This is a genomic window from Pseudomonas sp. Fl5BN2, from assembly GCF_009908205.1.
Lineage (GTDB): Bacteria > Pseudomonadota > Gammaproteobacteria > Pseudomonadales > Pseudomonadaceae > Aquipseudomonas.
On record NZ_JAAARL010000014.1, the window covers coordinates 35367 to 61800 of the forward strand.

General features: G+C 62.9%; 19 protein-coding genes. 11 read left to right on the forward strand and 8 right to left on the reverse strand.

The features are described from left to right. The first annotated feature begins 17 nt into the window (after positions 1-17). Complete coding sequence (locus GV819_RS19940; protein WP_161757765.1) at positions 18-455, forward strand: hypothetical protein; 438 nt, start codon at positions 18-20, stop codon at positions 453-455. Positions 456-487: 32 nt separating this feature from the next. Further along, the gene (locus GV819_RS19945) at positions 488-1270 is read left to right on the forward strand and encodes an ATP-grasp domain-containing protein (protein ID WP_161757766.1); all 783 of its coding nucleotides are present in this window, start codon (positions 488-490) and stop codon (positions 1268-1270) included. Positions 1271-1278: 8 nt separating this feature from the next. On the opposite strand, the gene GV819_RS19950 is transcribed toward GV819_RS19945, so the two are convergent. The 3 genes from GV819_RS19950 to GV819_RS19960 all read right to left on the reverse strand — a co-directional run bounded on the left by GV819_RS19950 (position 1279) and on the right by GV819_RS19960 (position 3380). Further along, positions 1279-1824 carry a TetR/AcrR family transcriptional regulator gene (locus tag GV819_RS19950; protein WP_161757767.1) on the reverse strand — a complete coding sequence of 182 codons (546 nt, stop codon included), beginning with the start codon at positions 1822-1824 and terminating at the stop codon, positions 1279-1281. Further along, positions 1817-2365, reverse strand: a complete 549-nt coding sequence (locus GV819_RS19955) for a dihydrofolate reductase family protein (RefSeq protein WP_161757768.1) — start codon at positions 2363-2365, stop codon at positions 1817-1819. Before GV819_RS19955 ends, GV819_RS19950 begins: the two co-directional genes overlap by 8 nt. Positions 2366-2474: 109 nt before the next feature. Beyond that, the gene (locus tag GV819_RS19960) at positions 2475-3380 is read right to left on the reverse strand and encodes a LysR family transcriptional regulator (RefSeq protein WP_161757769.1); all 906 of its coding nucleotides are present in this window, start codon (positions 3378-3380) and stop codon (positions 2475-2477) included. Between the two features lie 92 nt (positions 3381-3472). Here GV819_RS19960 and GV819_RS19965 point away from each other — a divergent pair, with 92 nt between their 5' ends. After that, on the forward strand, positions 3473-4426 hold the full coding sequence (locus tag GV819_RS19965; protein WP_161757770.1) for an SDR family oxidoreductase: 954 nt from the start codon (positions 3473-3475) through the stop codon (positions 4424-4426). A 7-nt stretch (positions 4427-4433) separates the two neighbouring features. Here GV819_RS19965 and GV819_RS19970 read toward each other — a convergent pair whose 3' ends face one another. Both GV819_RS19970 and GV819_RS19975 read right to left on the reverse strand, forming a co-directional pair. Beyond that, entirely contained in the window at positions 4434-7550 is a 3117-nt protein-coding gene (locus GV819_RS19970) for an autotransporter outer membrane beta-barrel domain-containing protein (RefSeq protein ID WP_178125076.1), read from the reverse strand. 163 nt (positions 7551-7713) lie between these two features. Beyond that, a complete protein-coding gene (locus GV819_RS19975; RefSeq protein ID WP_256667544.1) occupies positions 7714-10782 on the reverse strand; it encodes an autotransporter outer membrane beta-barrel domain-containing protein in 3069 nt (1022 codons plus the stop codon). A 196-nt stretch (positions 10783-10978) separates the two neighbouring features. On the opposite strand from GV819_RS19975, the gene GV819_RS19980 reads away from it, so the two are divergent. From GV819_RS19980 to GV819_RS19995, 4 genes are read left to right on the forward strand one after another with little or no spacing between them, the layout of a single operon-like run. Continuing rightward, positions 10979-13819: an ATP-binding protein gene (locus tag GV819_RS19980; protein WP_161757772.1), complete on the forward strand. Its 2841-nt coding sequence runs from the start codon at positions 10979-10981 to the stop codon at positions 13817-13819. Beyond that, complete coding sequence (locus tag GV819_RS19985) at positions 13816-15096, forward strand: EAL domain-containing response regulator (RefSeq protein WP_161757773.1); 1281 nt, start codon at positions 13816-13818, stop codon at positions 15094-15096. The genes GV819_RS19980 and GV819_RS19985 overlap by 4 nt, the downstream gene beginning before the upstream one ends. Further along, positions 15048-18245 (forward strand): hybrid sensor histidine kinase/response regulator, encoded by a 3198-nt coding sequence (locus GV819_RS19990; RefSeq protein ID WP_256667545.1) that lies wholly within the window; start codon positions 15048-15050, stop codon positions 18243-18245. The genes GV819_RS19985 and GV819_RS19990 overlap by 49 nt, the downstream gene beginning before the upstream one ends. A 55-nt stretch (positions 18246-18300) precedes the next feature. After that, positions 18301-18954, forward strand: coding sequence for a response regulator (locus GV819_RS19995; RefSeq protein ID WP_161757774.1), 654 nt, complete (start codon positions 18301-18303; stop codon positions 18952-18954). A 16-nt stretch (positions 18955-18970) separates the two neighbouring features. Here the strand turns inward: GV819_RS19995 and GV819_RS20000 are convergent, their stop codons facing one another. The 3 genes from GV819_RS20000 to GV819_RS20010 form a co-directional block, all read right to left on the reverse strand. After that, positions 18971-19432, reverse strand: coding sequence for a hypothetical protein (locus GV819_RS20000; RefSeq protein WP_161757775.1), 462 nt, complete (start codon positions 19430-19432; stop codon positions 18971-18973). Beyond that, positions 19429-20640 carry a PAAR domain-containing protein gene (locus tag GV819_RS33485; RefSeq protein WP_161757776.1) on the reverse strand — a complete coding sequence of 404 codons (1212 nt, stop codon included), beginning with the start codon at positions 20638-20640 and terminating at the stop codon, positions 19429-19431. Before GV819_RS33485 ends, GV819_RS20000 begins: the two co-directional genes overlap by 4 nt. Positions 20641-20811: 171 nt before the next feature. Beyond that, the gene (locus tag GV819_RS20010) at positions 20812-21300 is read right to left on the reverse strand and encodes an Lrp/AsnC family transcriptional regulator (RefSeq protein ID WP_178125077.1); all 489 of its coding nucleotides are present in this window, start codon (positions 21298-21300) and stop codon (positions 20812-20814) included. 133 nt (positions 21301-21433) lie between these two features. Here GV819_RS20010 and GV819_RS20015 point away from each other — a divergent pair, with 133 nt between their 5' ends. The 4 genes from GV819_RS20015 to GV819_RS20030 all read left to right on the forward strand — a co-directional run bounded on the left by GV819_RS20015 (position 21434) and on the right by GV819_RS20030 (position 26433). After that, positions 21434-22462, forward strand: coding sequence for a histone deacetylase family protein (locus GV819_RS20015; RefSeq protein ID WP_178125078.1), 1029 nt, complete (start codon positions 21434-21436; stop codon positions 22460-22462). A 58-nt stretch (positions 22463-22520) separates the two neighbouring features. Further along, positions 22521-23582: an ornithine cyclodeaminase gene (locus GV819_RS20020; protein WP_161757779.1), complete on the forward strand. Its 1062-nt coding sequence runs from the start codon at positions 22521-22523 to the stop codon at positions 23580-23582. A 160-nt stretch (positions 23583-23742) separates the two neighbouring features. Beyond that, the gene (locus tag GV819_RS20025) at positions 23743-25155 is read left to right on the forward strand and encodes an amino acid permease (RefSeq protein WP_161757780.1); all 1413 of its coding nucleotides are present in this window, start codon (positions 23743-23745) and stop codon (positions 25153-25155) included. Between the two features lie 18 nt (positions 25156-25173). After that, positions 25174-26433 carry a hypothetical protein gene (locus GV819_RS20030; protein WP_256667546.1) on the forward strand — a complete coding sequence of 420 codons (1260 nt, stop codon included), beginning with the start codon at positions 25174-25176 and terminating at the stop codon, positions 26431-26433. Position 26434: the final 1 nt, after the last annotated feature.

The following is a 26434-nucleotide window of genomic DNA, read 5'->3' on the forward strand; positions in this document are numbered from 1 at the left end:
CAAGGACAACCGACCGAATGAAAATCATTGCCGCAGCCGTCACTCTTGCCCTCGTCAGCGGGTGCTCGATCTTCCCGGAAACGCGTGAAGCGCTGCTAGAAAAGGGCAATCACAACCCCGACTATTGCACGGCGGATGACGTTGCAGTGGTGACCAGCCGGGTTGAAGGCTATTTCTCCAAATGCATTCGCTCAAACCAGGTCAATGTGGGCAACGGCGCCAGTTTTGTGTCCACGATGCTGGTCGAGAAAAACACCACCGATGCGGGCACCGACTTCTCTGTCTATTCGCCTTCCGGAACGGCAGCCGGCTACTACTTGACCACCCGAATTTCCAGTGGTCCGGCCAGTTGCAGAACCCGAGTGTCTGCCACCTCTTACAACTTCATGTGGTCCAGGCATTTCGACAAACTGATTGAAAGCGCAAAAGGCAACGACCCTTCCTGCCTGCTTTGACCTCCTTGAACCCTCACTCGGCAGAACCCGATATGCGCCTGCTTTACCCCAGCGACCCATTCGACCCGAAACGCCCGGATGAACATTACCTCGAAGAGTACGCCGCCGTGCTGGCTGCCGGCCTGAGTGCCTCGCTGTTCTCTTTCGAGGATTTCGAAAGTGGCCGCTTCAAGGCCTCCCCGGCCCTTCAACCCGGCGAGCGGGTGCTCTACCGCGGCTGGATGCTGACACCGCAGGACTACGCCTCGCTGGTGCAGCATCTGCACGACAAAGAGGCCGTGGCATTCACCTCGGCGGCTGAATATCAGCGCTGCCATCATTTGCCGGAGTGGTATCCGCTGCTGGCCCCGTACACCAGCGAAACCCTGGTGTTGGCCGCCGATGCGGACTTCACCCAGGCACTCGCAGGGCTGAACTGGCCGGGGTACTTCATCAAGGATTACGTCAAGTCGCTGAACACCGGCAGTGGCAGCCTGGTGGACAGGCCCGAGGACATTGCCCCCCTGATCGAACAGATGCGTCAGTACCGGGGCCAGATCGAGGGGGGGATCTGTGTCAGGCGCCGTGAGGACTATCTGGCGGACAGCGAGCGCCGCTATTTCGTGCTCAACGGCCAAGCCTGCGCCGCGAGCGGCGAAGTGCCGGCGCTGGTGCAGGAATGCGCAGCACTGATCGACAGTCGGTTTTTCTCGGTGGACGTGATATTGCGCAGTGACGGCGTACTGCGCCTGGTGGAACTGGGTGACGGCCAGGTATCAGACCGCAAGGAATGGACGGCGCAACACTTTGCCAAGATGCTCGGCGCCGTTGCCTGAGAGGCCACTCAGCGCAACAGACGCCGCAGCCCCGCCTCGAAAGCCCCGTCAAGCCCATGCCCGTCCTCGCCGGCCAAGGCCAATGCCAGGGCGTGGCCATGGGTGTAATCCACCAGCAGTTCGAACAGCAGTTGCGGTTCATCGTCGAACTGCCGCACCTGCTCAAGCAAGTCCTCGCTGAAGGCCGCCAAGGAACCGCCAAACAACTGCGGGTCACTCAAGATGCACAGGGTCAGCGCCGGGTGACGGCGCACCCGCGCCATGTAGTGACCGAGCAACACCTGGACCCGTTGCACCGGCGGCAGGCCCAGCGCAGGTTCAGGCAGCGGCTCGCCGTGTACCCGCTCCACCAGCAAGCGCATCAGGTTGTGCTGGTCACCCACGTGGTAGAGCACTGACATCGGGGTGATCCCCAGTTGCCTTGCCAACGCCCGGACCCCAAAACCCTGCGGGCCCAGCGCCTGCAACTGTGCCAGGCCGGCCTCCAGCACCCGCTCCAGGTTCAGCGCACGGCCAACGCCCGGACGACCGCTGCGCTTGGGTTGCTCAGTCATGGGCACTGTCCGGTTCAATGCGATAACGGGTGCTGACCAGTCCGTCGGGATACTGCCTGGAGGCGATGCAACTCAACCGCAGGTCCCTCTCGAGTGCGCCGAACAGAGGACGCCCGCTGCCGATCAATACCGGCACCCGGGTCAGGGTCAACTCATCGATCAGCCCGGCCTGGAGAAACGCGCGGATCACCGCGCCGCCGTCGATATAGGCCTGCTGCCAACCCTGTTCCTGCAGTTCTGCCACCAGTTCCGCAGGTTGCGCGGCGCTGATCCGCAGCCGGTCTCGCAGGTGCTGCGGCACATCCTGCGCGGTGAGGCTACGGCTCATGACCACCACGGGTTTGTCGAAGGGCCAGGGCTCGAACCCCAGGACGCTTTCATAGGTGCCACGCCCCATGACGATGCCATCCACCGACGCCATGAACGCGGCGTAGCCGTAGTCCTCCCCGGACTCGCCGCTGGGCAGCCAGTCGATAGCCCCATCGTTGCGAGCGATGAAACCATCCACCGAGGTGGCGATGAACACCTTGCCAAAAGCCATATGCGTTGCCTCGAAGCACTTAAACATACAGCGTATGATAAACCCATCTCGGGGCCTGCTGACAACAGCCCTGAACTGCTGCCCGTCGCCTGCCCTGGTTGTGCGGCGCTCAGGCCTGTTCGGCATAGGCACCCAGTCCCTTCACCAGCGCCGCGAAAGTCACCGCACAACGCGGGCTGTCGCGCAGGTCCTCATGCATCGCCACCCAAGTCTCCAGCCGTGGTGCGAACACGTCCGCCAAGACCCGTACCAGCCGCGGATCGGCGCTGGCCAGCAAGCTCTGGCAGACGCCAATGCCGAACCCCGCGCGAATCGCCGCCAACTGCGCCAGGTCACTGTCGCTGCGCAAGGCGAAACGGCCACGGGTGAGCATCGGATACTGCTGTTGCAGGCCGCGAATAAACGCGGTTTCAGTGTCGAAACCGATCAAGGCATGGTCGGACAAGTCGGCCAGCGAGGTCGGTATGCCCTGCTGCGCCAGGTAGTCATGGTGTGCATGCAAGCCCAGCTCGATACCCGCTACGCGTCGTACCAGCAATGCCTCCTGGGTCGGGCGGAACATCCGTACGGCAATGTCCGCCTGGCGTTGCAGCAAGTCATCCGCGCGATTGGACAGCACCAGCTCGATCACCAGTTGCGGGTGCTGTTGACGCAAGGCGGCGAGTATCGGGGGCAACACCTCAACGCCGATGATTTCACTGGCCGAGAGCCGCACGCAGCCCTGGACACCGGCGCCATGGCTGCTGGCCACCCGGCGCAAGGCGGCCTCTCCTGCGGCCACTTGCAGCAGGTAGGGCCTGAGTTCCAGCGCCGCTTCAGTGGGAGCGAAGCCGTCGAAGGAACGGATGAACAGCTTCAGGCCCAGGGCAGATTCCAGCAGGTCGATGTGCCGCCCGACCGTGGGCTGGGACAGGCCCATGGCACGACCGGCAGCGGACAGCGAACCGCTTTCCAGGACCGCGAGAAAACTCCGGTACCAGTCCCAGTTAAGGGTGGTGTCAGTCAGGCTATGCATTTATTTATAGAGCCCATCGAATACTGGTCAATTTTCATTTAGCCGAGGATTCTGCACCCTGCAAGCTCTACCTCGGAAAAAGGAACCTTGTCATGCCACAAATAGCCCTGTTCGGCGCCGCCGGTGCCATCGGCCAAAGCATTGCCAGCGCCCTGCGCTCCCGGGGACAGAGCTATCGCGTGGTGGGCCGCAACGAAGCTGGGCTGATTCAGGCCTTCGGCGGTGATCCGTTGGCCGAGTGCGTCACCTGGGACCCCGAGCGGCCCGACTCGATCGAAGCCGCGGCGGCCGGGATCGACACCCTGATCTATCTGGTGGGGGTCAACTACTGGCAGTTCGAACTGCACCCGCAGTTGATGCGCAAGACCCTGGAGGGGGCAATCGCCGCCGGGGTGCGCAAGATCCTGCTGATCGGCACGGTGTATCCCTACGGTCTGGCCCAGGGCAATCCGGTGAGCGAAGACCACCCCCGCCAGCCAAACAGCTTCAAGGGGCGCATGCGCAAGGCCCAGGAAGACCTGCTGATGCAGGCACATGCCGACGGCCGCATCCAGGCTGCGGTGCTACGGCTAGCGGATTTCTACGGCCCGGGGGTGGACAAAAGCCTGCTGCACAACGCGTTTCAGGCCGCGGTTCAGGGCGGCACCGCAGACCTGGTCGGCCCCCTCGATCGGCCCCACGAGTTCGTCTTCGTGCCTGATGTGGGTCCGGTAGTCTGCCGGCTGATCGAACGCCCCGAAGCGTTCGGCAAGAGCTGGCACCTGGCGGGCGCCGGTGTCACCAGCCAGCGCGAGCTGATTGCCCAGATCCAGCACCAGAGCAACAGGCAACTCAAGTTGCGGGTGGTCGGCAAGACCCTGCTGCGTGTGCTGGGCCTGTTCAACCCCCTGCTGCGCGAGATGGTGGAGATGCACTACCTGATCAGCTCGCCGCTGATCCTCGACGACTCGGCCCTGCAACGCTTGATCGGTCCATTCCACAAGACCTCCTACGCCGAGGGTGTACGCCAGACATTGGCTGAGGCAGGCAACCGGCACCAGCCGTGAACAGGCTTCAGAAACTGAAGCGGTAACCGACATTGGCCGCCCAGGGCCGGTCGATGTTCGAGCCTTCGCTGGTCTCGACCTCGGCATACAGCTGATGGTTGCGAGTCAGCTCCCCGGCCATGCCAACCCCGGCATACCAGCCGCCGCCACTGCCATCGGGACGGCTGGCGATGCCGTTGGTGCGGACCTTGTTCTGCGCCGACAGATCCTCGATCCAGCCAGCCTTGAGGTAAGGCTGCAGACGCGTGCCGTTGTTCAACTGCAGCTCGCGACCGGCGCGGGCGCCAACGCGTACCTGGGTCGACAAGCCGTCACCAGGTTCCACCTGCAAGCCGTTATCCAGGCGATAGCTGTCCGAGCGGGCGTAGAGCATCGAGACCTGCGCTTGGGGCTCGACGAACCAGCGGTTGCCCAGGTCGATCTGTTTACCGACCTCCACCGACAGGCCAGCGCCTTTACTGCGTGAGCTTCCCGAGACTTTGGCACCGTCGGTGCCCCACACATCCAGGCGGTTGGACCAGCGGTTCAGGGTCAGCAAGGTGTCGGTGTACCAGCCGGAGTCATCCAGGTAAGTGGCATAACCCCCCAGGTGATAGCTGTCGAGCTTGCCGCTGCCCTCACCCTTGAAGTCCCGATCGGTTTGGCTGTAACCGGCCAATGCACCCACCACCAGCTGGCCCCCGGCAGTGTCGATCCGCGTATCGATGCCCAACTGCGTGCCCTGTACCCGCTGGGAAAAATCACGTCCTACGCCGTTGTCCAGGGACTGCTGCTGGCCGAACCCGCGGATCCACAGCCCCTGCTGGTCCGCCCCTTCGCGCAGCTCGCCGACCCGCTGCAGCAAGGTCGCGCGCTCGGCGTCCCAGGTGGCGCGCAGGCTGGCGATGGCGCTGCTGTTGACCGCCGCGCTGGCGCCGGTGGACAGGTTGTCCGGGCCGGGCGTCGGCTGAGTCCGGCCGACATTGAGCAAGTTCCAATTGCCCTGGGTATCGGCCTGCAGCGCGTAGCGGAAGGTTCCCACGTCCACCACCCCATCACGGTTGGCCAGGGTAAACGAGCCCGGGCCACCGGCACTTTGCACCAAGTTCGGGCTTTGCCCTTCGGCACTCGGTTCGACACCGGAGTTGCGAATCAGGATCTGGTTGCTGCCCATGACCTGGCCGTCGATGACCAGCCGATCGCCCTGCTGCCGGCCAAGATCGGTGTTCATGATGTAGAGGCCATCGCCCGCAAGGTCACCGCTCACCTGCAACTGCTTGAACGCCCCCGCCAACCCGGGATCAGCGAACTCCACCACGCCGTTGTTGGTCAACCCGGTGAGGGACGAGTCGCCACGCAGTAGCCAGGCGCTGCTGTCGTCCAGGGTCAGTTGGGTATCCCGCCCGCCGCCCTTGATCGCCCCGTCGAGGCTGGAATGATCGGCCAGCGACAGTTGCAGGCTGCCGGCGTCCACCAGCACGTCGCCCTGCAAGTGAGAGCGGACTGCATCGAGCTTCACAGCACCCGCCAGCACTCCGCTCGCACGGTCGGTGATCCACAACGCCGTGCCCGGCTGGCCGCCGCGGCGACCAATCAGGACGCTGTCGGTGAGGTGCGTGGTCAGGCCGCCACCATTGACCAGGATGCCCGCCCCGTCCTGGGTTTCAATCCGGCTGGCATTGACCTCGACGTTGTTCACCACACCGGTGAGCGTGGCGTAACTGAAGATGCCGTGGGCCTGTGCGCCACCGGTGCCCACGCTCGCGCCCTGGAACAGCGTGCTCGCATTGTTGCTGATGGACAGACCATAAGCCTGCTCGCCGGCAGTCAGCACATCGCTGTCGACAAGCTGCACACTGGCGCCCCGGCCAGAGGCAAACAAGCCATGGGCCAAGTCGCCGTGGGTGACGATGCGGCTGTCGTTGAGGGTGATGTTCGCCCCCGACAACCGTGCCAATGCCCCCACCGCACCAAGGCCCGACGTCTCGATCAGTGTTCCGCTGACATTGAATACCGCCCCTGGGCTGCCGCCGGTATCCGGCGATGCGTACAAGGCGTGAGCACTGTTGCCCTGGGTGCTGATGACCCCGCCGTCCATCGTGAACACACCGCCACGGTTATCGATGGCCAACGCCTGGGTGCCATGGGTTTCCAGGATACTGTTCTTGACGTCGACCCGAGTGTTGCTGCCTGGCATCCAGATCGCCGCACCGGAATCGGTGATGATGTGCACGTTATCCAGGTCGGCGCTGGCGCCGCTGGCATTGACGTTGATGCCGTAACCATTTTGCGTGGTGATCGTGGTGTTGCTCACCACCGCAGTGCCCCCCGGTTTCTGATACTGCGATGACAGGTAGATGCCATCGCCCTTGGCGTTGATCACGCCGTTGCTGAAGGTCAGGGAGGCGCTGGTCACACTCACCCCGCGCCCATTGCTGGCATTGACAGTGACCCGGTCGGCGCTGATGGAGGAGCCAAGCCCATCGACGGACATCGCCCCCAGGAAACCCTCGGAGTTGACGGTCACCCGGTCCAGTTGCACGGACACCCCGGCGGAGGCTGTGACGCCACGGGTGGAACCGGTCGAATGGGTGTTCAGGGTCATGTTCGAGGCCTGAATGACCGAGCCGTTGCCACTTGCGGACAACGCGTCAGCCTGGTTGCCCGAGGTGTCGATGGAGCCACCGGACAACTGTGCCTGGCCACCGGCAGTGACCGACACGCCACGGCTTTGAGAACCGCTGGTGGTGATCTGCGCATCGTTCAGTGTCAGCTGGCTGCCGGCACCTGTGGACACCGCGCCAGTGGCAAAGTCGGAGCCGCCGGTGGTGATGTTCACATCCGTCAGCGTGGCCTGGCCACCGGCTCCCACTTGAACCCCCACCACTACGGTGCTCGAGTCGTCCGCCGTGGCGTGGATCTCGTAGCCGCTGCCCTGCAACTGATTTTGCGCGCCGTTGACCCGCACCGCCGGCCCTGAGCCGCTGTGATCGACGCTCACACCATCCAGGGTCAGGGATTCACCTTGAGGCGAGGACAAGTCGATGCTTTCATACTCGCTCGCTTGAGCAGACTGAGCAGGAAGCGTCATCAGCGCCAGCGCTGAACTGATCGCCACATTCAGGATTTTCTTAACCAGGATCATGAGGGTCTCTGTGTTGTACAAAAGACCTGCATGATCGAATTGGGTGACCAACTAAAGAACAAGAACATCCTCAAATGTCCGAACATTAAGGATGTTCTTAACAAGCACCATGAACAGCTCTGTTCATCTCCTCGGTCACAACCGCAACCGCTGTGAGAACGCCTCAGAAATTCAAGCGATAACCGACATTCATCGCCCAGGGGCGGTCGACGCTTGAGCCTTCACTGGTCTCCAGGTCGACATACAGCTGATGGTTACGGGTCAGTTCCGCGGTCACCCCAGTGCCTGCGTACCAACCGCCACCACTGCCATCGGGGCGACTGCTGATGCCATTGGTGCGCACGGTGTTTTGCGCTGAAAGGTCCTCGATCCAGCCAGCCTTGAGATAAGGCTGCAGGCGCGTGCCGTTGTCCAACTGCAATGCACGGCCGGCACGGGCACCGGTACGCACCTGGGTCGACAAGCCGTCACCAGGCTCCACCTGCAAGCCGTTATCCAGGCGATAGCTGTCCGAGCGGGCGTAGAGCATCGAGACCTGCGCTTGAGGCTCGACGAACCAGCGGTTGCCCAGGTCGATCTGTTTACCGACCTCCACCGACAGGCCAGCGCCTTTACTGCGTGAGTTGCCCGAAACTTTGGCACCGTCGGTGCCCCACACATCCAGGCGGTTGGACCAGCGGTTCAGGGTCAGCAAGGTGTCGGTGTACCAGCCGGAGTCATCCAGGTAAGTGGCATAACCCCCCAGGTGATAGCTGTCGAGCTTGCCGCTGCCCTCACTCTTGAAGTCCCGGTCGGTTTGGCTGTAACCGGCCAATGCCCCCACCACCAGCTTGCCCCCGGCAGTGTCGATCCGCGTATCGATGCCCAGTTGCGTGCCCTGTACCCGCTGGGAAAAATCACGCCCTACGCCGTTGTCCAGGGACTGCTGCTGGCCGAACCCGCGGATCCACAGCCCCTGCTGGTCCGACCCTTCGCGCAGCTCGCCGACCCGCTGCAGCAAGGTCGCCCGCTCAGCATCCCAGGTGGCGCGCAGGCTGGCGATGGCGCTGCTGTTGACCGCCGCGCTGGCGCCGGTGGACAGGTTGTCCGGCCCGGGCGTCGGCTGAGTCCGGCCGACATTGACCAGGTTCCAATTGCCCTGGGTATCGGCATGCAACCCATAGCGATAGGTACCGGCATCCACCACCGCACCCCGGTTGGCCAGGGCGAACGAACCCGGGCCACCGGCGCTTTGCACCAGGGTCAGGCTTTGCCCCTCGGCCCCGGGTTCCGAGCCAGAGTTGCGCACCAGGATGTCGTTGTTGCCCATGACTTGGCCGCCGACGATCAGGCGGTCGCCCTGCTGCCGGCCGAGGTCGGTGTTCATGATGTAGTGGCCGTCGCCGGACAGGTCACCGGTGACCTGCAACTGCTTGAACGCTCCGGCCAGCCCGGGGTCGGCGAATTCCACCACGCCGTTGTTGCTCATCCGGGTCAGCACCGAGTCGCCGCGCAGGGTCCAGGCGCTGCTGTCGTCCAGGGTCAGCTGGGTGTCCTGGCTGCCACCCTTGATCGCTCCGTCGAGGCTGGAATGATCGGCCAGCGACAGTTGCAGGCTGCCGGCGTCCACCAGCACGTCGCCCTGCAAGTGAGAGCGGACTGCATCGAGCTTCACAGCACCCGCCAGCACTCCGTCCGTGCGATCGGTGATCCACAACGCCGTGCCCGGCTGGCCGCCGCTGCGACCAATCAGCACGCTGTCGGTGAAGCGCGTGGTCAGGCCGCCACCATTGACCAGAATGCCCGCCCCGTCCTGGGTTTCGATGCGGCTGGCATTGACCTCGACGTTGTTCACGACCCCGGCGCCAGTGGCGAAACTGACGATACCGTTGGCATTGGCGCCGCTGGTGCTCATGGTCGAGCCCTGGAACAGCGTGCTCGCATTGTTGCTGATGGCCAGACCGTGAGCCTGCTCACCAGCGGTCAATACATCGCTGTCGGTAAGCTGCACGCTGGCGCCACGCCCCGAGGCAAACAGGCCGTAGCCCAAGTCACCGTGGGTGACGATGCGGCTGTCGCTGAGGGTGATTTTCGCTCCCGACATCCGCGCCAGCGCACCCACCGCGCCGCGCCCCGAAGTCTCGATCAGGACCTTGCTGACATTGAACACCGCCCCTGGACTGTTACTGGTGTCAGGAGAGGCATACAGCGCATGAGCGTTGTTGCCCTGAGTCGTGATCCTCCCACCCTCCATGGTGAACACACCGCCACGGTTATCGATGGCCACCGCCTGGGTGCCCTGGGTTTCCAGGATGCTGTTCTTGACGTCGACCCGGGTGTTGTTGCCTGGCATCCAGATGGCACCGTTGTAGCTGCCCAGGGTGGTGATGTGCACGTTGTCCAGATCGGCAGCAGCGCCGTTGGCATTGACGTTGATACCGTAGCCATTTTGCGAGGTGATCGTAGTATTGCTCACCACCGCCGTGCCGCCCGGTTTCTGATAGAGACCGCTCAAGGTAATGCCATCGTCCTTGGCATCGATAGAGCCATTGCGAAAGATCAGGGAGGCGCTGGTCACACTCACCCCGCGCCCATTGCTGGCAGTGATATTGACGCGATTGGCGCCGATCTGGGAACCGATCCCATCAACGGACATCGCCCCAAAGGTACCCTGAGAATCGATGGTCACCTGATCCAGTTCGATAGAGGCGCCGTCTGCAGCACGAGCGGCAGTGCCAGAGTACGCAGCGTTGCTGGTGAGCGTCAGGTTCGACGCCTGGATACGGGAGCCGTTGCCACTGGCGTATAACCCCTCGGCCTGGTTGCCCGAGGTGCTGATGGAGCCACCGGACAACTGTGCCTGGCCACCGGCAGTGACCGACACGCCACGGCTTTGAGAACCGCTGGTGGTGATCTGCACATTGTTCAGCGTCAGCTGGCTGCCAGCACCGGTGGACACCGCGCCAGTGGCAAAGTCGGAGCCGCCGGTGGTGATGGTCACATCCGACAACGTGGCTTTGCCGCCAGCCTCGACTTGCACGCCGACCACCGCGTTGCCCGGGCCGCCGGCCGTGGCATGGATTTCGTAGCCTGTACCCTGCAGCTGGTTCTGCGAGCCGCTGACGCGCACCGCCGGGCCTGTTCCCGAGTGCTCGACACGAACGTCATCCAGGGTCAGGGATTCGCCCTGAGGAGAAGAAAGATCAATATTTCCATAATCGATCGCCTGAACGGATTGAGCTGAAAGTGCCATCAGCGACAATGCCGAACTGACCGCCACGCTTATCGTCTTCTTAACCAGAACCATAACTTTAAAGCCTTTGTGTTAGAGCACAAGAGGCGTTAAGGATCGAGCTAATAGAAAAACTAACAAATGAGAATCTTCTTAAAGCACATCCATTAAGAATATTCTGAACAAGGCAATAGCTAGTTATCTTTACCATGGGCCAATGCATACAAACGCCCATCTATCGCCGTTCACCAATCACTTTGCCGGGGCGCATATCCCGGTGGCCCTGCTGCGCCTGTTCATGTTCAGCCTGCTGTCCTGCATCTTGGTCATCGCCGGCTTCATGATTCATTGGTCACTGAATGAAACACTCTCCAACTATCGCCGACAGATGAACGCCGCAGCATTTAACGCACAGCAGTTCTTCAATCAACGAGAGAACCTGTTGAAAGCCATTTCCTCTTCAGCCGTGCGCACTCTAGATGATCGCCTTACTTCAGACCCCGACAACTTCCCTACAAGTAACAACCAGTTACGTATATTGCCATTAAGCACCGATAACCAATTGCATCGCTGGGCCTTGATCCTCACTGCCCGGGACTTAGTGGAAATCGATAGCACCCATAGCCAGCTGCTGTACCTGGCACCGGACCAGGAGAGCATCCGCACGCTCTATGAGCCCGGGGACGCCTACAGCACCGGCAGGTTGCCACGCAGGATCAACGACCAATGGCTGAAGCACCTCGACCAGCGCGCCGCGCAAAACCTCCTGTCGCGCCATCCGGAGGCCCGTACCTTGTGGTCCTGGACCTCCAGCGGCACCTCCAAGCAGGTGTACCTGCTGCGCCCGGTGGACGAACAGCATGCCGCCGATGGCTGGCTTGGCCTGGAGCTCAACGAGATCGACCTGGCCCTCGATCCCCTGGGGCTCCATCAGGGCAAATACGCGCTCTACGACGCCGCCGGGGCGGTGGTGCTGCACAGTGCTTCCTGGGAGGTGCCTGAGACCCTGTCGCGCTTCCAGGCCGATGAAGACTCCTTTGGCTTGCATCGGCTACGCGGACTGCCCGACTACATCGTGCTCAACAAGTCGGTGGGCAACGCCGGCTGGCGCCTGGTGTACTACGCACCCGTCAGCCAGTTGCTGCAAGACAGCTCGCGCGCCCTGTACACCACGGGCCTGATCATCCTTGTGCTGTTCGCTGCGATCTTTCTCGGCGCGCGCTACATCCGCCTGCGCCTGGTAGAACCCGCCGTGCGCCATTACAGCGCCCTGACCGACAGCGTCTCGCTCAATCGCCGCTTCATTGAAGTGGCGCCAGTGGGCCTGTGCCTGATGCGCCGCGACAACGGCCGGCTGATCCTGTCCAACGAAACGGGCCGTCGCTGGCTGGCCTCGGTTCCCGACCTGCGGGAGCGGATCCTCGGCGATCCGCACACGCGCGTGCATGCCATCGACCATGCCCTGGCCGATGGCACGTTCATTCAACTGACCTGTGCGCCTACCGGCTACAACGGCATCGCAGCGGTGCTGTGTTGCATCAGTGACGTCACCGACTTCAAGCTGGCCGAACAGTCGCTGCTCCAGGCCAAGAGCCTGTCGGACCAGGCCAACCGTGAAAAGACCCTGTTCCTGAGTACCCTCAGCCATGAAGTCCGCACCCCCATGTACGGCATCCTCGGCTCCCTGGAAATGCTCCGCACCACCGAGTTGAGCCTTGAACAAAACGACTATCTGGAGGCCACCCAGCAAGCCTCCTCGGCCTTGATGCGGACCATCAACGACACCCTGGACATGTCCCTCATCGAGTCCGGGCGACTGAGCCTGAGCAGTGCGCCCTTCTCTCCGGTGCGGCTGGTGGAAGAAGTCGCCTTCAGCTACTCGGCCCGCGCCCGCAGCAAAGGCCTGCGCCTATACGTGACCCTGGACCCCGGCACCCCGGACATGGTCATCGGCGACGGCGGGCGTATTCGGCAGATCCTCAATAACCTGGTGAGCAACGCGATCAAATTCACCGAGTCCGGCCATGTGATCCTGCGCCTGTACTGCCAGGCCGACAGCAGCGCGGATACTCGCCTGCGCTTCCAGGTGGTCGACACCGGCCCGGGCATCGCCCCCGAGTACCACGCCAGTCTGTTCGAGCCGTATTACCGGGTACCCAGCTGGCTGAGCCAGAAGTCCTCCGGCACCGGCCTGGGCCTGGCCATCTGTGAACGGCTGGCACTGATGATGAACGGTTCGCTGGCGGCCACCAGCGAGCTGGGGCTGGGCTCCAGCTTCAGTCTCAGCCTGGCACTGGACTACTGCGCGGCGTCCTCGGAGATAGAGATACAGCGCCTGGGAGTCACACCGGTGTATGTCCGCGGTGATATCCAGGAAATGGTGCTCAACCTCTGTCTGTGGTTGCGCCGCTGGGGCGCCCTGGCCATTCCCTACACTGCGGACAAGGGCCCGGCGCCCCAGCCTTCGGTGCTGGTGGATGCCTTCCTCGGAGAGCCCAAGCCGATTACCTGGGCCGGCCCGCGAGTGGTCATGCACGCCCCGGGCATGGGCCCGGCGGCGCGCCAGAACACCGACAGCTGGATCGCCCGGACCTTCAGCCTCGACAGCCTGCGTGAAGCCGTGGCCCAGGCGCAGAACGGCATCGTCACGCAGATGCGCTTTTCACCTCCCGTTGGCCTGGCCCCCCGCCTGGAACTCAGTCTGCTGGCGGTGGATGACAGCCCCCTGGCCCTGCAGGTGATCGGCCAGCAGAGCAAGTACCTGGGCAACCGGGTGGTGGCCAGCGCCAGCGCCGTCGAGGCCCTGAAACGCAGCGACCTGCTGTCCTTCGATGCCGTCCTGACCGACTTGCAAATGGAACACATGGATGGCCTTTCATTTGCCCTGGCCCTGCGTGAGCGAGGGTTCGACGGACCGATCATCGGCATCACCGGCGAGCTTTCACCCGCGCTGCGCAGTCGCTGCGAGTCGGCCGGGATCCGCCACCTGCTAATCAAGCCGGTACCTCTGGATGCACTGTGTGAGGTACTCCAATCCGTCAAGAGGAAAGTGATGTGAACTTGCCCAAGGGAATCCGTGTACTAGTGCTGGACGACCACCCGATCCAGTGCATGAAGGTCAAGCAATTGCTCGAGGAGGCCGGCTTCGGTCCGGTGGATACCACCCTGGATGCGCGCCAGGCACTGGCCATGCTGCACCAGCAGGTCTACGACCTGGTGCTGGTCGACCTGCATATGCCGGAAATGGATGGCGTCCAGTTCATCAATGCCCTGACCGGCGTCGAGCGCGTGCCGATCCTGGCCATCGTCTCATCCTGTTCCCGACGCCTGATGAACAGCGTCAGCCTGATGGCCAAGGAAAAAGGCCTGGCAGTGCTGGGCACCTTCCCCAAGCCTCTGGAGGACGTGCACGTTCGAGAGATCTGCCGGATCATCGGCAGTGGCCATCGACTGCCCTCACGGATCAAGCCGGAAAGCGAAACAGTCTTCGATCGCCAGACCTTGGAACGGGCCATCGAACGGCGCGAACTGCAGGCTCGTTTCCAGCCGCGGCGCTCACTGTCCAGCGGCAAGATCGTCGGCGCCGAGGCCCTGGTGCGCTGGCACAACCCGTCCTTCGGCCTGCTGATGCCGGATTCGTTCCTGGGCTCCATCAGCCGCCATCATCTGGAGCGCGACCTGCTGTTCCTGATGCTCGACGATGCGATCCTTGCGCAAAAGAATTGGCACGCCCTCGGCCACCGGATTACCGTGTCGGTGAATTTGCCCACCGGCCTGCTGGATGACCCGGAGCTGCCGGACCTGTTGCAGCAGGTGACCTGCGCTTCAGGGCTGGCCACCAGCGACATCTGTTTTGAACTGCTGGAAACCGAACGCCCCCTGGCCCCGGGCCAATACCACATGGGCGCCAGTCGCCTGCGCCTGAAAGGCTTCGGCCTGGCCCAGGACGACTTCGGCATGGGCTACAGTTCAATCTATAGCCTGATCTCGACGCCCTTTACCGAGATGAAGATCGATCGCCACTTCGTCCACGGCGCGGCGGCCGACGAATCGCGGGCCGCGGCGCTGGTGGCAGCGGTGCAACTGGGCCGCCAACTAGGCCTCGAAGTGGTCGCAGAAGGAGTAGAATCTGCCCGTGACCTGGAATTCTTGCGCCAGATCGGCTGCGACAGCGCCCAGGGCTTTCTGATTTCCACCGCATTGGAGCTGGACGCTTTCTCTCAACTGCTGGGATGCAGTATCAACCCACCCTTTTCTCCACCGACTCGGCCTGCCTCTCCTCCCACATGCCAGACATCCCGCTACGCCGCATCGCGCAAAACTCCCGGCGGCTGAACCTCGCCCTGTTCGGTATCCTGCCGCTGCTGTTGATCATGGGCGGTGCTCTGTTCTTGGGATTCCAACGAATCATCAGCCAGGAACAAGAGCGGATCTCATTCGACTTCACGCTGCTTGCCCACTACATGGACGAGCAGGAAGCGCTGCTCAAGCGCCTGAACAAGGAGCACATGCTTGAAGAAAGCCGCTCCCGACGGGATTCGTCGAGCATCTTTCACCTCATGGATCAACAAAACGCCTTGGGTGCCACGTTGTTTCAAGGCACCCCATCGCCCGTGGATACACCGTTCACCCTGGTCTGCGAGGACTTGACTCACTGCCCCCTGGAAAGCGAATCGGCGGTCGGTTTCGGACGCTACCTGTCCGATTTGTATTCCAGCTTCTGGATACACTCGAACTTTCCGGCTTCACCCCTGATGGTGGTGGATGCAAGCAAAGGCACCAGCTACACCATACCAACGGTGGGCAGCACCCAGCCCAGGTTGCCCGCACCCCTGGTGATGGCGACCATCGCCGCAGTCCGCGCCAACGCCACCGGGCTCCAGGAAATTCGCTGGGTCCGGCTCCGAGGCTTTCCCGAGCAGCTGGTAGCCATCACCCCGCTGCACAACATCACCATGAAAGACCGCGGCGATGCCGGCATCGCCTACGCCGTGACTCTCACCCACCGCGACCGCCTCAACGTGCTCTCACGGGCGCAGCAGGACCACTACTACGACGCCTTCTGGCTGGAAAGCCAGCACGATGGGCTATTGCTGGGGGAGCGGCCGCAGCCGATCAATCTCGACAGGGGGGTCAACTACCAGCCCCAAGGCCTGATTTTTCGGGTCGACGATGATAAGGGGACCCGCACCGGCTACTACATGCTGTCCTATCAGAACCTGTTTCTGGGGCACAACAACTGGCTACTGGCGGTGAGCCTGGCCCTGATGCTGATCAGCCCCCTGGCCGGCTGGGCCTATGTGCGCTGGTTCCAGCGCCGAGTGATTGCCCCCGCCCAGCGGGCCCATGCGGAGATCGTCGAAAGCGACCAGTTCAGCCGAGCCCTGCTGGAAACCACCCCGGTCGCCCTTTGTGTACTCAGCCGTGAGACCAGCCGAATCGTCTTCGCCAACACCCTGACACTCAAGTGGTTCGATACCCAGGTGGGCCAGAACCTCAATGACACTGGCCTGGATGCCCCCCTGATGGAGCGGATCCGCCAGGCCAGGGCTCCGGGCGAGATCGAGAACTACCAGAGCTTCGACGGCCGCTCCTTCTACATCGCCTATGCACCGACCCGCTACCGCAATCAGGATGTGGTGATCTGCGCCTTCGCCGACCTCAGCGTGCGGGCCCACATGGAACAGCAGCTGACCCAGGCCAAGCAGGCTGCGGATAAGGCCAACGGCGCCAAGTCGATGTTCCTCGCCACCATGAGCCACGAGATCCGCACCCCACTCTACGGCGTCCTTGGCTCCCTGGAGCTGATGGGACTGAGCGATCTGGACCAGGCACAGCGGCAATTGCTCGAGCGCATCCAGGTGTCCTCCGGGCTGCTGCTGCAGATCATCAGCGACATCCTCGACATCACCAAGATCGAGTCCGGGCAACTGTCCCTGAACGGCCAGGCCTTCGACCCCCGGGCCCTGGTCCAAGGCTGCGTCGCATCCTTTGTCGATCGGGCCCGGAACAAGGACCTGCTGCTGTTCTCCTGTGTCGACCCGACATTGCCTGCGACCCTCTCAGGGGATCCCGGACGCATCAGCCAGCTCCTCAATAACCTGATCAGCAATGCGGTCAAGTTCACCCACTCGGGGCACATCATCGTCCGTGCCCGTGCCGAACCTGGGTGTGACGGCCATGTGCGGATGTTGCTGCAAGTGGCCGACACCGGTATCGGCATCGGCAAAGAAGAACAGGAGCAACTGTTCATGCCCTTCTATCAGATCGATGCACACTCCCACACCGTGCACGGTGCCGGCCTGGGCCTGTCGATCTGCGCCAAGCTGGCGAAGCTGATGGGCAGCGAGATCCACCTGACCAGCGAGCTTGGGCTGGGCAGCAGCTTCTCCATGAGCCTGGAGTTGCCCCTGGTCGAAGGCGTCCTGCCAGCACGCCAGCCTGACCTCGCCGGCGCCCGGGTCTACGTCCAGAGCCCCCACCACGAATTGACCGCCAACCTGTGTCAGTGGCTGGAAAAATGGGGCGCCAGAACCAGCCCCGTTGAAGGCTCGCCCCTCGATGACGAGAGTCGCGGGATCCTCCTCAACCTGTTCGACAGCCACCCGGGCAAGCCGGAACGATGGGACCCAGGGCTCACCGTAATCAACCTGGGCGACCGCACTGACAACGGCCACAAAAGCCAGACCGACGCCTGCGACTTTTATGCCATTGGCCTGCTTATCGAGCGCACCCTGCGCGGCGAGCCGGACATGCTCCCCGCCAGCCGGGTTCCAGGCCTGCAGAACAACAACCTGCCGGCCTTGTGCCTGAACGTGCTGATCGCCGAAGACAACCAGATCAACCAGGCAACCCTAAGTCACCAGCTCAAGCAACTGGGCTGCCAGACCACCCTCGCCGTCGATGGTGCCGAAGCCCTCGAACTGTGGCAGATCGGCAACTACGACCTGCTACTGACGGACGTCAACATGCCGCGCATGAACGGTTATGAACTGACCAGCAAGTTGCGCCTCTCGGGGGATGACCGCCCCATCATCGGCGTCACCGCCAACGCCATGAGCGACGAGGAAAAGCGCTGCCGGGCCTCTGGAATGGATGCCTGGCTGGTCAAGCCAGTGCAGTTGCGCACGCTGTGGAATTGCCTGGCGCCGCTCTCGGGCATCGACCTGCAGGACTGCTCCATGCCTTCTGCCCGTAGCCCCCAGCCAGACAGCCTGCCCGATGATTTTCGCCAACTGTTTGTCAGCACCATGACCCAGGACCTCGAAAAACTGCGCCTGGCCATTGATGAGCAGCAACACGAACGCATCTTCTACCTCTTGCACCGCATTCGCGGATCGCTGGCGGTAGCAGGCTTCGAGTCATTGATTGAGCAGGTCGATGCCCTGGGAGAAAGCCTGCGCGACGACGGCCTGACCGCCGCTACCCACGCAGGCAGCCTGACCCTGATCAACCTGTTGCACAGCATCAGCCAATCAGACTGAGTCCCTGGGCAACCCGTACTTCCTAGCATTCCCTTTGAAAATGGATCGTGTCCCAATGAAAAAAATACGAGTGGTACTGGCCGACGATCATCCCCTGGTGCTCGCTGCCGTCAGGGACCTGTTGCACAAGACCTTGCAATACGAGGTGGTGGCTGCCGTCACCACCCCCAGTGCACTGATCCAGCAACTGTCGGACGACCCGAGGATCGACGTGGTGATCACTGATTACTTCATGGAGGGCGACGAAAAATTCGGCGACGGCATTCGTCTGGTGACCTACCTGACCCGCCACTTCCCACGGGTCCAGGTGCTGGTGCTGACGATGATGTCCAACCCGATGATCGTCGCCGCACTGTATGACATCGGCGTGCGCTCGGTGCTGCTCAAGCGCCACGACATGAGCGAGCTGCTCAGCGCCCTGGAGAGCGTCAGGCTGGGGCGTATCCACTACCCGCCAAGCCTTGAACAGAACGAGCACCATCGCAGCCCGGTGCGCTCCATGGCCGACGGCCTGAACAGCCTGACCCCCAAGGAATATGAAGTGCTGCGGCACTTCGTGCGCGGTGAGTCGATGATGCAGATCGCCGCCAACCTCAAGCGCAGCGTCAAGACCGTCAGCGCACAGAAGATCTCGGCAATCCGCAAGCTCAATCTGGACAGCGACCAGGCGTTGGTCGCGTTCTGCCTGGAGTCCGGTGAGTTCCAATAATCGTCCGGGGCAGCACCTAGGGCTTGGGCTGGGGTAGCGCCCGGGTCAGGCGTTCGAGCTTCTGCGCCGGGCTCAACTGCAACCATTGTCCATGCTGCACCGCAGGGAAATCGCAGTCGAGGTACTCCGGCGGTTCGGTCCCTTCCCAATAGTCCATGTTCAGACTGCCACACTGCCCACACTTGGGCTTGGTCAACAGGCCAAAGGACTGGCCCTGGGAGTCGTTGTCACAGGCGACGCCAAACACCCGCCGTAGCAGGTTCGCACGCCGGGTCGCGCTGCCCCCCTGGCCCTGCAGCAGTTGCTCCAGCAAGCCATCGACTTGGGCATAGACGTCATCGTTCAGCGCATCGAGGAACACCGTCTCACCCGACGCACTGCGCATCAGCAACGCGCCATAGCTGCCTGGCAGCATCTCGGGAGCCTTGAAGCGGTGCCCGCAGTCGGCGCAAACATAGGTGTACAAATAAAACTTCATGGCTCTACCGGAGTGATCATCTGTGGAGTGAGTATTTCATTGAAGTTATCCAAGACCGCGTGATTGACGCCTCCAGGATCTCGTTCGGAACCGAAGCGGATCACATTGTAACCCTGGTCGCCGGCATCCACGCCGATCTGCTGGGTCTTGGCGCTGATCGGGCCACCGTTGTAGCCCCACTCCTTGGCCACGGCCGGGTCGGTCAAGTCCAGTACCTTAGCCTTGCTGGCATTCACATTGAAGCGAATGCCATGGGTCGGCGTGGCGCCGTGGTGCGCCAGTTCGGCCAGGGGCGTGGTCGGGCTTTCACCGACGTAGAACGCCGCGCCAAAACGGCTGTTGGGGTTGAGGAACTTGGGGTCGATACCGCTGAGTACGCCCTGGGCCGCCCCGGGGTTGGTGGTGACGTGGTACACCGTGGCCTCAGGCGGTGGCGGACGCTTGCCCGCGCCGGCCATTTTCGGCCCCAGGCCCAGCAGTGCCATGCCCGCCGCGCCTTGCAGCAGGTCGCGATAGCCCGGCCCCAGGCGATCGCCCAGGTCCCCCAACAAGCCCATGCCGACAAAGGCCGCGCCGGTCACTGCGGCGAACCCGGCGAACACCGCCAGGCCGGTAAAGGCCGCCAGCACTCCGGCACCGAGCAACGCCCCGAGGCCGAGCACCTCAAGTCCGGTGTGCATCCAGCTGTCCAGATCGAAAACAAACGCCACCTGCACACTCGGCCCGCCAATCAAGGTGTTCTCGCTGCCACTCTTGATATGCGCGCCACAGACCATCTTGCTTTGCAGACGCGCAGCGGGCTTGCCGTTGATGGTGACCTTGGCACTGCCCTCGGCGATCAGCACCGGCATGGGCAGGTAGGGATGGTTGAACGGCAAGCCGCTGCAGGACGAGGACATGTCGGCCCCGGCGCGCATCGCATTGCGCCCGTTGATGAAAACATTGACGCTGCCCTCCACCAGCACCCCGGTGCCGGGTTCGGGCAGGTTGAAGATCGTGCTCAGGCCCTTGACGATCTGGAACATCGACAAGCCGCCCGCCGCCACCGAGCCGGCCAGGACCACCGCCGCCAAGCCCCCGGTGACGGCGCTAGCGCCGATGATCGCGGCGCCGATCAAGGCTCCGGCCACCGCACCGGCAACCATCGCCGCGACCCCGAAGCCGTGGGCGATTTCATCGCCCAGGCGTGCTGCTGACAGTGCATCCATTGCGTTTATCTGACTCTCGTCCTGAAGCACTCGCCCGTGTTGCGAGTGGAAACCGCGCGAAGAGTACCTCTCTGGCCAGCATTGAATAACCCGCCAGGCGAAAAAACTCAGGGCAGGAAATGCTGGCGACCAGCAACAATGGCCCGCCAGGCGTTCAACCCCGCACGCTGCTTACCGCGGCTGCGGTTCCGGAATCGCCAGGCGGCTGGTGGCCTTGACCTCCCGCAGCGCCAGGCTCGACTGGATCGAGGCAATGCCCGGCTGGCGCCGCAGTACGTGCTCGACAAAATCGCTGTAGCTGTCCAGGTCCTGGGCCAGCACCTGCAGCAGGTAATCGGCGTCGCCGGTGATCTTGTGGCAGGACTGCACCTCGGGCAGGCGCATGATCACCGTCTCGAAATCGTCCGGGGTCTGGTCGGAATGGGTGGCGAACCGCACATGGACGAAGGCCAGGATGTCCAGCCCCAGCAGGCGCCGGTCGAGGTTGGCCTGGTAGTCCCTGATCACCCCCTCTTCCTCCAGGCGCTTGCGCCGCCGCCAGCAGGGGGTAAGGCTCAGGGACAGGCGCTCGCTGAGCTCGGCGTTGGAAATGCTTGCGTCCTGCTGCAACAGCGCAAGAATCGCCAGGTCGGTGTCGTCGAGATTAACCTTGCGAGTCATTTTTTTCACAATCAGCCACCAACGAGGAAAATATTACCCAAAACTCTACGTTCATCCGAATAAAAAGCAAAGAAATCGCAGCCATGCCGGAACAAACTATTTGCACCGGACAATAACAATGGATGCGTTCAGCATGCTTACCGTCTTCAGCGAATCCCACCGCCTGCACCATGGCACCGAATTGAAGGATGGCGTGCTCAAGCCCTCCTTCGAGCAGCCCAGCCGCGCCGACACCGTACGGGACCGGGTCCGCCACGTGGGGCTTGGCGAGATCATCGGGCCGCGGCGCTTCGACCGTGCGTGCTACGTGGCCGCCCACAGCGAGCGTTACGTCACCTTCCTGGAACACGCCTGGAGCGAATGGACCGCCACCGGCCGCCGCCACGACGCCCTGCCCCTGGTGTGGCCAGTGCGCGACCTGGCCAACCAGCAAGTGCCCGAGTTCATTGACGGCAAGCTGGGCTTCTTCGCCATGGACGCCGGCTCGCCGATCACCGCCACCACCTGGGACGCGGTGCGCACCAGCGCCGATATCGCCCTCACCGCCCTGGCGCTGATCGACGAAGGCCAGGACAGCGCCTTCGCCCTGTGCCGCCCGCCCGGGCATCATGCCGCACGGGAATACATGGGCGGCTACTGCTACCTGAACAACGCCGCCATCGCCGCGCAGCACGCCATCACCCAGGGCGCCAAGCGGGTGGCGGTGCTAGACGTGGACTTCCACCACGGCAACGGCACCCAGAACATTTTCTATGACCGCGGCGACGTGTTCTTCGTCTCGCTGCACGGCGACCCAGCCGTGTCCTACCCCTACTTCTCGGGCCATGCCAGCGAGCGCGGCACCGGGGCCGGCGAAGGTTGCAACCTGAACCTGCCCCTGCCGAAGAACACCACCTGGCAGCACTATCGCCAAGCCCTGGAACTGGCCTGCCAGCAACTGCGGGCCTTCGCTCCCGAGCTGCTGGTGGTATCCCTGGGCGTGGACACCTTCAAGGACGACCCCATCAGCCACTTCCTTCTGGAAAGCGAGGATTTCCTCGGCATGGGCCAGCTCATCGCCACGGTGGGCACGCCCACTCTGTTCGTGATGGAAGGCGGCTACATGGTGGATGAGATCGGCATCAACGCGGTCAATGTGCTGCACGGCCATGCCAACCGCTAGCGCGCGACCGGCGCGCTCCCACGCAGTGTTCAACGTTCCGACCGAGAGGGAAATCAACATGACCTTGTTTATCGATGTGGATCAGGCCGCGGCGCTGTATTCGCGCCTGGGGGTCGCCCGGGCGATCCGTGAAATGGCCGGCTATATCCAGGCCGACTACCTGCGCTGGCAGGCCTTCGAAAAGTCCCCGCGCACCGCCAACCATTCGCCCACCGGGGTCATCGAACTGATGCCCGCCGACGATGGCCAGCAGTACGCGTTCAAGTACGTCAACGGCCACCCCGGCAACCCCGCCCAACAGTTGCTGACGGTCATGGCCTTCGGCGTGCTGGCCGAGGTGGACAGCGGCTACCCGGTGCTGCTCAGCGAACTGACCCTGACCACCGCGGTGCGCACCGCCGCCACCTCGGCCCTGGTGGCCCGGGCCCTGGCGCGCCCGGACAGCCGCAGCATGGCGCTGATCGGCAATGGCGCCCAGAGCGAGTTCCAGGCCATCGCCTTCCACGACATGCTCGGCATCGATGAGCTGCGGATCTTCGACATCGACCCGGCCGCCTCGCGCAAGCTGCAACACAACCTGCACGCCTGGCCGGGGCTCAAGGTGCGCATCGCCGAGTCGGTGGCCGATGCGGTCAAGGGGGCCGACATTGTCACCACGGTGACCGCGGACAAGGCCTACGCCACCATCCTCACCCCGGAGCTGATCGAGCCTGGCATGCACCTCAATGCCGTGGGCGGCGACTGCCCGGGCAAGACCGAACTGCACGCCGAGATCCTGCGCAACGCCCGGGTGATCGTCGAGTTCGAGCCACAGACGCGCATCGAGGGTGATATCCAACAGTTGCCGGCAGACTTTGCGGTGAGCGAATACTTCCGCATCGCCCAGGGCCTGGAGCCGGGCCGCGAGCATGCCCGGCAAGTCACGGTGTTCGACTCGGTGGGCTTTGCCCTGGAGGACTTCTCGTCCCTGCGCTACCTGCACGACCTGGCGCGCGAACACGGGATTGGCGAGCAGATCCACCTGGTGCCGACCCCGGCCAACATCAAGGACCTGTTCCAACTGATCGACCAGAGCCCCGAAGCTGCGACAGACGCCCCGCGCCGACTGGCCACGGGCTGAGACAACACCCCCACGGCCGCTGCACAGGGAAACGCCTCGTGCCCCTGTGCAGCGGCCCAACCCGAACCGGTTGCGCCACCCCGACCTGTAACCACAGCGCGCAGCCCCAGCCACCTTCCACTGCGAAAACTCGACAACTATAAAATCAAGAGGTTTTGTGATGACTCCAGATACCCTCGGGGCCCCTGCGCGCCCCGCGCTGCAACGCACCCTGCATAACCGTCATATCCAGCTCATGGCCATGGGCGGCGCCATCGGCACCGGCCTGTTCATGGGCTCGGGCAAGATCATCGCCATGTCCGGCACCTCGATCATCCTGATCTACATGATCATCGGCCTGTTCGTGTACCTGGTGATGCGCGCCATGGGCGAACTGCTGCTGTCGAACCTGCAATTCAAGAGCTTCGCCGACTTTGCCGGCGCCTACCTGGGGCCGCGCGCGGCGTTCTTTCTCGGCTGGTCCTACTGGCTGAGCTGGAGCGTGGCGGTGGTGGGCGATGCAGTGGTGGTGGGCGGTTTCTTCCAGTACTGGTTCCCCGGGGTGCCGGCCTGGATGCCCGCCATCAGCATGATGCTGACCCTGTTCGCCCTCAACGTGCTGACGGTACGGCTGTTCGGCGAAGTGGAGTTCTGGTTCGCCATCATCAAGATCATCGCCGTGCTCACCCTGATCGGCGTCAGCCTGGTGCTGATCGCCAGTTCCTTCGTCTCGCCCTCCGGCGTGACCGCCTCGCTGGGCCACCTGCTGGACCGGCAAGCGGCCTTTCCCAACGGCCTGTTGGGCTTCTTCGCCGGGTTCCAGATGGCGATCTTCTCCTTCGCCGGCACCGAGCTGATCGGCACTGCCGCCGCGGAAACCCGCGACCCCCACCACACTCTGCCCAAGGCCATCAACGCCATACCGCTGCGGATCATCCTGTTCTACGTACTGGCCCTGGCCAGCATCATCGCCGTGACCTCCTGGCAGCAGGTGTCGCCGAGCAAGAGCCCCTTCGTCGAACTGTTCCTGATTGCCGGCTTCCCGGCGGCGGCGGGCATGGTCAACTTCGTGGTGCTGACCTCCGCCGCGTCCTCGGCCAACAGCGGCGTGTTCTCCGCCAGCCGCATGCTCTTCGGCCTGGCCGACCAGGGCAACGCCCCCCGCGTGTTCAAGCGCCTGTCGGGCCAGAGCGTGCCGGTCATCAGCCTGAGCTTCACCACCCTGCTGATGCTGGTGGGGGCCCTGCTGCTGTACGTAGTGCCCGAAGTGATGACCGCCTTTACCCTGGTGTCCACGGTGTCGGCGATCCTGGTGATCTTTACCTGGTCGACGATTCTCGCCTCCTACATCGCGTACCGCCGCAAGCACCCGGAACTGCACGCCCGCTCCCGCTACAAGATGCCCGGCGGCGTGCCCATGGCCTGGTTTGCCCTGGCCTTCCTGCTGTTCGTCCTCGGCCTGCTGGCCCTGCGCCCGGACACCCGCCTGGCGCTGTGCGTGATGCCGGCGTGGTTTGTCTGGCTGGGGATTGCCTATCGCCTCACGGCCGGGCGCAAGGGGCGGGTTCATGGTCAGGCGGCATACCCGCGCTGAAGCGAGACAGTGCCAAGGATGGCACTTGCGCCAACGGCACAGGACGCAAAAACATCGACACACACCCTGCGGGCTTGCTCTACTTCCGCGCCATCCATGTCGCCAGGGAGTGCCAGCATGCAAGTCGCAGAACCCAGTTTTAAAGAAGTCTTGCGCAAGAGTCTCAATCGCGTACTCACCTACTGGGGCCAGATTGGCACAGTCATGGGCTTGGGCGCCGCCGGCTTGGGGTTGATCAGCCTGTACATGTACACCCGAGCAATTGGTCGCACCGACCTGTTCATGGCATCGGTCGATGCGAAATCGGCACTGGTGATCTGGCTGGTCATCGTGCTGGTGCTCATGAGCATGTTTGTGTTTCTGCTAACCGTCACCTCCCTGCTGTTCGGGATATCCACCAGCCTGTTTCACAGAACCCCGGAACGCCTGAAGGATGTGGTGTTGTGGCTGATTCCTCCGTTCCTGGTGGGATTCTCGGGATATGTCTTTATCATTTATTACGATCCTGGCTGGCTGCCGGAGTGGCAATCCCTGCTTGTGCTGCTGGCGCTGTTTCTGCTCAGTTGCGGAGGCCTGCTGTCACGCCCTGGATTCAAACAGCTGATCAAAGAAAACCTGACGCCCACCAGAGACAAAACTGACTTTCTAGTGGTGTTGATGATCTGTCTGCTGGGCACGTTCTGCGCGGCTGTTATCCCCATCCTGGTGATACTCAATGCCTACGTGAACGAAGTGAGCAGTGACTCTCCACACTACGTGGCAGTGTTGACGCTGCTGATACTGGTCCTGACGTTGCTGCCGGTGGTGATTTTCTACCGCAAGATCGGAAGCCTCTACAAACGGGTCCTGTATTCAGCCCTGTCGGTGGTAATGATTGCCCTGGCGGTTCTGTTTGTACTGCCCGGGGCCATGAGCCAGATCACCTACAAAGCGGCCGGGGGGCTGGATGTGCGGCAGGACGGAATCGAACGCTTCGTCCTGCTGGACGATCTCGAACTGCATGACCTGGACCCGCTGATGTGGAGTACCCGCCTGACCTCGCAGCGCCACCTGGAGATCCAGGGCTTTCAGCTGTTCTCTTTCGGTGAAACGCTGTTGATCTGTCCCAAGGGGCTACGCAGCTTACGGCTCAACCAGATGCACACCTATACCCGCCACTGCATCAAAACCCGCAACAGCGCAGTGAGCCGCAAACCGCCAGGCCCGCTGTACATCTCTAAACCGGCCTGTGCCAGCCTGGCGCCCCCTGCGGCATGCTGGAAGCCGCAGGGGTCCTGAC